This is a genomic window from Salipiger bermudensis (assembly GCF_019801965.1).
Taxonomy (GTDB): domain Bacteria; phylum Pseudomonadota; class Alphaproteobacteria; order Rhodobacterales; family Rhodobacteraceae; genus Salipiger; species Salipiger bermudensis_A.
The window spans coordinates 1-1,120 of the sequence record NZ_JAHVIA010000028.1; the positions used below are offsets into that span (position 1 = coordinate 1).

Genomic DNA, 1,120 nt, shown 5'->3' on the forward strand with positions numbered 1-1,120 from the left:
TGTGTGCGCTACCCGAAGCGCGACTCCCATGACCTGCGAGAGTAGGGGCGTCGGCCGATTTCCTCCATCATCTTTTCTCGAAAGACCTCGGCCGGGGTCCTCCATCCAAGGCATTTGCGAGGCGTGTTGTTGAGCTGGTCGCAGAGTTGCTTCAGCTCGAGCTCCGTTATGGCCGCGACGTCACGCTGCCTTGGAAGCCAGCGCCGGAGCCGGCGGTTGGTGTTCTCGACTGTGCCTTTCTGCCAGGGCGAGGAGGGGTCGCAAAACCACGTTTGGGTTCCGAGCTGTGCCTGCAGGTGCGGCCATGACACGAATTCAGTGCCGCGGTCGAAGGTGATCGATCTGCGGCCCGCCACGGGCAGATCCCGCACCGCCTTCACGATCTTGGTCATGACCGGTTTCGTGCGCCTGTTCGCGTTCTTCAGCAGCACAGTGAAGCGGCTGACACGTTCGACCAGAGAAGTGACATTGGTCTGGCCAAGCGATTGTTTGAACAGCATCAAATCACCCTCCCAATGGCCGAATTCCCTGCGGTGTGCGACGTCGTCCGGGCGGAACAGGATACTGACATCACGGTCGAATTTTGGCGCGTGGCGCTTCCGGGCTCGGCGCGGCCGGCGGGCCTTGCGGTGTTCGGGCAGGTACCACCAAAGCTCCTGTGCCATGCCTTCCTTCGAATAGATGTAGCGGTAGATCGTCTCTTGGCAGACCCGGAGCTTCGCGTCTTCGTGGATCAGCCGGTTGCCGATCTGCTCAGGCGTCCAGCCGTTCTTGATCCGCTCGACGACCTGTTTTCGAAGCTCTGGATGCCGGATCAATTTGCGCTGCCGAGCACGCCGATTGGCGGCTTTCTGATGCGCGGCGGCGCCGTAGTAACCGTCATAGCCGGGCAGGCACTCATCACTAAACCAGTTTCGTTTGATCTCGCGATAGATGGTGGCTTTCGAGCGCTGCAGCACGCGCGCCATCTCCCGAACCGGGATCTTCGCGAGTTTCCAGCGTTCGATCTGAACACGTTCCTTGACGCTCAGTTGCGTGTATACCGCTCCCATGGCAGGCTCTCTCCATTAGATAACCATCTGTTTTCTAATGGGAGTCGCACTTGAGGGTAGCGCGCACC

Annotated in this window: 1 protein-coding gene; it reads right to left on the minus strand. The window is 60.1% G+C overall.

Annotated features, from left to right (window positions below; genetic code table 11):
- Window positions 1-8: 8 nt before the first annotated feature.
- Window positions 9-1,052, minus strand: coding sequence for an IS30 family transposase (locus KUV62_RS22620; RefSeq protein ID WP_222606018.1), 1,044 nt, complete (start codon window positions 1,050-1,052; stop codon window positions 9-11).
- Window positions 1,053-1,120: the final 68 nt, after the last annotated feature.

Coding starts and splice junctions, on each gene's coding strand:
- KUV62_RS22620 (WP_222606018.1), bottom strand. CDS start 1,052: ATGGGAGCGGTATACACGCAACTGAGCGTCAAGGAACGTGTTCAGATC.